Here is a 6,350-nt window from a genome sequence, read left to right on the forward strand (position 1 = left end):
GCAGAACAGTTCTCAATATCTGATTGTAAGTCCAACTTCCAATTCTCAAAAGCATAAGTATCTGCTAAATCAATTTTAAAATTTTCATTATCAATACGAGTAATTTTTAGAGAATCTACTCCCAATAATCTTAATCTATCAATCGTTAATAATTGTCTTGCTTCTACCCCAAGAACATCATGTAGAATCCATTTTCCTAAAATACTCTGTGGGTTCGTCTGTAAACTCTTTCCATTATCTTGAGTCACAATTGCATCAAAAGAATTACCGTCAGGGAGATGTAGTTTAAATCCAATAGAATTATTACGCGCCTCTTTATCTAGAGCATCAAAACCAAAAAAGTTAGGGAAGAGATGGTGAATCCATATTGGGATAGGAATATATGCTTCAAAATCAGGTCTTAACCGATCTGATCCTTTAACTTTCGAGGCAGCATTCCATGCATTAAACCCTGATTTTTCCTCTACTACATAATTTCTATCAGAATAAATTGGCAAATAAATAACATTCTTCTTATCTATTGATTGGCTGATATTACCCTCTAATTGAATATGTTCGATCAGCTCAAAAGGATCACTATATTGCTTAATTGGTATTTGAGTGATGACACAATTTGGTGATGCATCAAATTCTTGCAAAAGCACACTTTTACTAACATAAAATTTATACTTTTTATGTTTATCTTCAAAGTCAAAAACACTTTTATCATCCTTAACAGAAAGTAGTCGAAGGGAGTCTAAATCAACTAGATCATAAGTGGATTCTACAATATTCATCACATTACTATCTCGCGTAATATTGTGATAGATCTCGGATGTTGTTTTATAGGTACGGCAATCTAAGCCTATTCTCTCATTACGTAAAGAAGCAACTTTTTTTACCACTTCTAATGGCTCTGCATTAGCAATCAAAGGCCTAATTACAGTAGGAGCTAACTTATTAAATTCTGCTACTTTCTGAAAAGTTTTATCTCTTGTATGGATCCAAGTTTTTAATCCAATACCGATTCTATGCCCATTAAAATTTCCTACGGCATCAAAAGCTGAATCATAACGAGTTAAATCTTCGACATCAAAAACTCTAGCAAATAATTGCTCGTGATTTCTATAATACAAATATGGTTTAGATGCGTTACTACCTTCATTAGTATCTTTAAAAAGCCCAGATAATGCGCCAAAAATTTTTAGAAACTTTATATATTCTTGTTGTTCTTCACTAGAGAAATAGTTCCATAATGTTTGATTCATCTTTATATTAATCCTAATATTATTAACCTATTTTTGCTTAGCAACTTTCTCAATTTGAGCCCAGTTTTCCTTATACTCTTGTAGTTTTTTTACTGAAATGTTTTTTGCTTGTTTCTCGTCAGGATATTTATCATCCATTTCAGCTATTGGAATTAAATAACAGAGCCCTACTTCTTTATCAACAGCCACATACAAGTCACAATCTTTCGCTGTAATTCTTTTGCCTCGATTACTCTTATGTTTATGATCTATTCCTTGCCCCCCCCTATCCCTATCTACAAAAGAAATTGTTGAGCCAGATATTCCTTTAACTTGTATACGTAATAAAGTACCCTCAAAATCAATTACCGCATCATATCGACTAGACCTTACGTCAACGTTAGAACAATTATAACCAGCAAGAATTGCTCGGCTAATAAATAAAAATTGGGCACTATCACCAGCATTAGCAGTCATAACCCCAGCATTAATATTTTGTAGATTCATTGCAAAACCACCAAAACCAAGTAAATCAATTACTTTTTCAGTTAATTTTTTTAAGTCCGCTTTGATATACTTAAATCCATTTTTATCAAAAGTGTCTAGGTCTTCAGCAGTTGGCTTACAAAGATGATGTTCAAAAACTGTTAAAATACTGTTTATTAACTCCTCTTTAAAAACACTATCTTCGGTGTGCAAACTATTTTTAATCTTTAAAAATAATTGTTGATCATAAAAAGTCTCTAGATCTACATGATAAAAGCCATGTTTATTAGCAATTTCCTTAACTTCTTTTCTTGTATACTCATTGTCCTTTAGTGTTACTAATAAAGTAGAAATATTATCTTCGTTCTGTATATAATCCAAAAATTTATTTCTTAAGTAATTTCGCATATTAGTTTGAGATACAAAGATTTTCACCATATCTGCTTTATTTTTTTTGTTTTTAGTGAACTTTCCATCATTAATTTTGACAATGTATTTTTCAATAAAATCTTCTTTATCTTGCATCTTTAAATAACTCACATATAGGTATATCCAATGATCTAGCAAGTATCTCAATATTTTTTAAAGTAATATTTTTTTCACCACGCTCGATCATCCCAATATATGTGCGATGAAAACCACATCGATGAGCCAATTCTTCTTGACTTAATTCTTTATCCATGCGAATTAATCGAATTGTTTGGCCAAAATCTTTTAAAATATTACTAGTCATTAATATATATTTAATAGTAAATCTCAACCGTATACACAAAAATATTAATATTATCAACTTACTATAGTTATCAATAAAGCTAACTAGATGAAATATAAAGAAAAATAAAGCTGCAATTTTAATGTATTTCATATAAAATACATTTTTGTAAATTTGTTTAGTTAGGAATTATTATGAAATGTGCTTCATTCTTCGCAGGTGTTGGCGGGATAGATATAGGTTTTGACAATGCGGGTTTTGAAACTATTTATGCAAATGAACTAGACAAATTTGCCGCAACAACTTTAAAAGAAAACTTTAAATTCACTATCGATAATAGAGATATTAGAGATGTAAAATCCAGTGAAATACCTGATTTTGATATTATGCTAGCAGGATTCCCATGCCAAGCGTTCTCCGTTGCGGGATACAGACAAGGCTTTGATGATGAAAAAGGCCGTGGCAACTTGTTTTTCGAGCTCGAAAGAATCTTTACTGATAAACAGCCACCCATCATATTTCTAGAAAATGTTAAAAACCTTGTGAACCATGATAAAGGCAATACATTTAAAGTTATCCTAGATACATTACATAAGCATGGTTATCATGTTGCACATTCAGTTCTCAATGCATCTGAATATGGCAATATTCCACAAAATAGAGAACGAATCTATATTGTTTGCTTTAAAGATAAACAAGCATTTGAGCGTTTCAAGTTTCCTGATCCAATTCCTTTAATTACTGAAATTAAAGATATGTTGGAAGATGAAAAAACAATTGAATCTCGCTATTTTTATACTGAAAAAACCCCTTTCTTTAACCAATTAGTAGAAGATGTTACTGATGCTGAAACTTTGTATCAATGGCGTAGACAATATGTCAGAGCAAACAAAAGTAACTTATGCCCTACCTTAACAGCTAATATGGGGACAGGTGGGCACAATGTGCCATTACTGAACGTCCAAAAGAAACCTGATACAATCAGAAAACTAACACCTAGAGAATGTTTCAATTTCCAAGGTTATCCTAAAAACTATAAATTACCGAAAGATGTGAGCAATGCTAATTTGTATAAACAAGCAGGTAATAGTGTAGTTATTCCTGTCATAGAGAGAATTGCTCAACAAATCAAAGAAGCTATAGAGCCTACTCAAAAATAATTTGTATGCATATCTCACATAAAAAAGGCTCACAATGAGCCTTTTATTTTATGTCACAAAACAATACATACGTTTATGTCACAAATATTGATAATAGTCGCTTACATATAAATAGAATCAATTAGTTATAAATCATCTTCTATGTCACTCTATTACACACATAATAAAAAGCTCACAAGGAGCCGTTCATCTAATCTAGTTGGCGTGCTATCTCTGTAACAGTCGGATTGTAATAAATCATTAGTGATTTTAAATCTCGGTGCCCAATCATTGCTGCCAAATCTAATACTTTTAATTTTTGAGCCAATCGTGTACAAGCCTCATGGCGTGAATCATGGAATGTTAAATCTATAATATTGCATTCTTTAACCGCCTTCCTAAAAGTCGTGCAAACTGTATCAGCGGTAATGTTGAAGATATTGCCATGATTTTTAGGATTCATTAATTCAAATAATTCTCGTGCTCTTGAAGATAAAGGCACCTGCCTTCTATCCCCATTCTTTGTGGCTAATAATGTCACTGATCGCTCTCTTAATGACACTTGTGACCAATCTAATGTCGTAATCTCGGATTGGCGCATTGCCGTTTCTAAAGCCAATAAGAATATCAACCCAACTTTATGTTTTTGCATCGTTGGTGGTTGATCAGCAAACTCTAGATTTTCCAATAATAATTTGATTTCAAAATCAGATATACGTCTATTTCTTGGCGGTGGTGGCGTTAATCGCTTTAGATCACGAGTAGGATTCTTTTCCATCCAATTCCATTCAATCCTAGCCATTTCAAACACAGCACTGAGCAAGGATATTTCACGATTTTTCGATGAATTAGAAATATTGCGGCTATTACGCCATGCAGCAATATCTCTTGTAATCAGTGTATGCAATGGCACTTCTGAAGGAAATGATTTCATTCTGAGAAAGTAATTTAAGCGATTAACCTCATATTCTTTGCTTTTCTTGGTCGGTGAAACTTCATCACGATAGCGGATCACAGCATCCTTAACTTTCTTAGTTGTATCTATGGCTTGGCTTTTGCCCAAGCGTAAAGATTTTTCTGTTTTTTCTATCCACATTAAGGCATCTAAGTGACTATTAAAAGACCTACTTTTAGTTTCTTTAATATAATTTCTTGTATATTGAGCTCTAGCTAGATATCTTTTGCCACGTTTAGTAATACTACCCATACCCTCTCCTAATATGAATTATTTCGCTGATTTTCAATGAATGTATCAATATCTGCTTCAATCCATCTTGGATCACCTCTGTGACTAAAACGTATAGGATCAGGAAATCCTTCTAACTTAATAATTTGCTGTTTAATATGTCCGACTGAAAATTTAAATTTTTCAGCTAAATCAGAGATCGTTAATAAATTTTTACTCATGGTTATCCTCACTTTTTAAATACATAACAACGCATTGACTTAGATGCGATAGGACTACGAACTGTTTTGACTGAGATGAATTGGTGTCTCACTGAGGTTTTAATGATCTTTTTAATTAATTTAATATCCTCAAGAGCTTGATGATTAAGCTTTGCGTGAGGAAAAAATTCACCAAGGCTAATGGCTATTTCACTGTCATTAGGAGAGTGATTAAGACTATAAGGCTGATTTGGTTGTACCAAGCTCTCAAAATATTCATACACATCCCAAAATTGATCTAATGCAGGATGATCACTTATAAGATCCCGTTCACGTTCAATCGCAATTTGATCAATAAAATTCATTACCTTTTGTTTAGTATTATCAGTAATGGGTAGAATCTCAGATAAAGCCTGTAAACCTGATAGCATCAAACCATGAGTAGATCCTATGCGTTCCATTTTGACATCTGGCAATGCCATAATATGATCACGATTACTTTGAAAAGTCCGATCAACAATATCCATAATGAGTTGTTCGTTCTTCAATGCATAGAATAAAAACCCTGAAACCTCTTCAACTGATAAACGTGCTAAATAACTAGCAGCCTCTCGTGATTGTGCATTGTGCTGCGAACGATCAAAGTGCAAATAAATCAATCGAGATAAAATGGCTTCCGAACCTGATACCTTCTGATTCTGAGAAATCACCACAGAACCTTTAAACGGCATATCATCTGTAATATTTGTATGATCTTTGGTAGCTTTAGTACGAGGAGAACGCCCGTTAAACAATGGTTTTAACTCTTCAGGACTAAAGGCTTTTTGTTTATGGTTATTGCCACTGCTCGGATCATTAATATCCCCTTCAATAAACACTACAGGTAAATTTGACACTTGTGCTAATGTTCTTGCTCGACCAACTCTAGTGGAAGTTGTTGGATTAATGCCTTCATAGCTTGATCTGCCAACTAACAACCAAAGAAATTCAATCAATAATGATTTACCTGCACCTGCTTCACCCGTAGCTTCTAAAAAAGGGAACATGCCATATTTAGCACGTATTTGCTCAGCAAATAAAGAAAGCATCCAATAAGTTAGTGCCACCAATCCTTTATCACCAAATACGATAATAAAGGCCTCTAGCCATTCATTTTTATACTCAATACTTGGATTGAAATTTGATAGCTCAAAAGTACTTTTGACATAACCATGAGGCAAAGCAAAGAAATCATCTGCATTCTTGTGATAGATATTGCCTTGGTAAACCGCATAATCAGGATAAACATATGTTTGAATCTCAGTAAAATAACCTACATACGGTATGGTTTGTACTGTTTTAATAATGGTGCTTGATCCAAAAATATTCTATTTAATTGCTCAGCGTTGCCTGTATAAATTG

At 33.1% G+C, this 6,350-nt stretch carries 7 protein-coding genes; 1 reads left to right on the forward strand and 6 read right to left on the reverse strand.

The window, feature by feature from the left end; all coding sequences use genetic code 11:
* The 3 genes from BZK14_RS07270 to BZK14_RS07280 form a co-directional block, all read right to left on the reverse strand.
* A partial coding sequence (locus BZK14_RS07270; RefSeq protein WP_077925866.1) for a phospholipase D-like domain-containing protein occupies positions 1-1,247 on the reverse strand: 1,247 nt, incomplete at its 3' end.
* A gap of 27 nt (positions 1,248-1,274) precedes the next feature.
* Positions 1,275-2,237, reverse strand: coding sequence for a group I intron-associated PD-(D/E)XK endonuclease (locus tag BZK14_RS07275; protein ID WP_077925867.1), 963 nt, complete (start codon positions 2,235-2,237; stop codon positions 1,275-1,277).
* Positions 2,227-2,445 (reverse strand): helix-turn-helix domain-containing protein, encoded by a 219-nt coding sequence (locus BZK14_RS07280; RefSeq protein WP_077925868.1) that lies wholly within the window; start codon positions 2,443-2,445, stop codon positions 2,227-2,229. The genes BZK14_RS07275 and BZK14_RS07280 overlap by 11 nt, the downstream gene beginning before the upstream one ends.
* A gap of 173 nt (positions 2,446-2,618) precedes the next feature.
* Here BZK14_RS07280 and BZK14_RS07285 point away from each other — a divergent pair, with 173 nt between their 5' ends.
* A complete protein-coding gene (locus BZK14_RS07285; RefSeq protein WP_077925869.1) occupies positions 2,619-3,584 on the forward strand; it encodes a DNA cytosine methyltransferase in 966 nt (321 codons plus the stop codon).
* A 190-nt stretch (positions 3,585-3,774) separates the two neighbouring features.
* Here BZK14_RS07285 and BZK14_RS07290 read toward each other — a convergent pair whose 3' ends face one another.
* The 3 genes from BZK14_RS07290 to BZK14_RS07300 are packed head-to-tail and all read right to left on the reverse strand — an operon-like array spanning position 3,775 to position 6,055.
* Positions 3,775-4,770 (reverse strand): tyrosine-type recombinase/integrase, encoded by a 996-nt coding sequence (locus BZK14_RS07290; protein ID WP_077925870.1) that lies wholly within the window; start codon positions 4,768-4,770, stop codon positions 3,775-3,777.
* Positions 4,771-4,778: 8 nt separating this feature from the next.
* Positions 4,779-4,970, reverse strand: a complete 192-nt coding sequence (locus BZK14_RS07295) for a helix-turn-helix transcriptional regulator (RefSeq protein WP_077925871.1) — start codon at positions 4,968-4,970, stop codon at positions 4,779-4,781.
* Positions 4,971-4,978: 8 nt separating this feature from the next.
* On the reverse strand, positions 4,979-6,055 hold the full coding sequence (locus BZK14_RS07300; RefSeq protein ID WP_143691397.1) for a hypothetical protein: 1,077 nt from the start codon (positions 6,053-6,055) through the stop codon (positions 4,979-4,981).
* Positions 6,056-6,350 lie beyond the last annotated feature (295 nt).

This window comes from Wohlfahrtiimonas larvae (genome assembly GCF_002006755.1).
Lineage (GTDB): Bacteria > Pseudomonadota > Gammaproteobacteria > Cardiobacteriales > Wohlfahrtiimonadaceae > Wohlfahrtiimonas > Wohlfahrtiimonas larvae.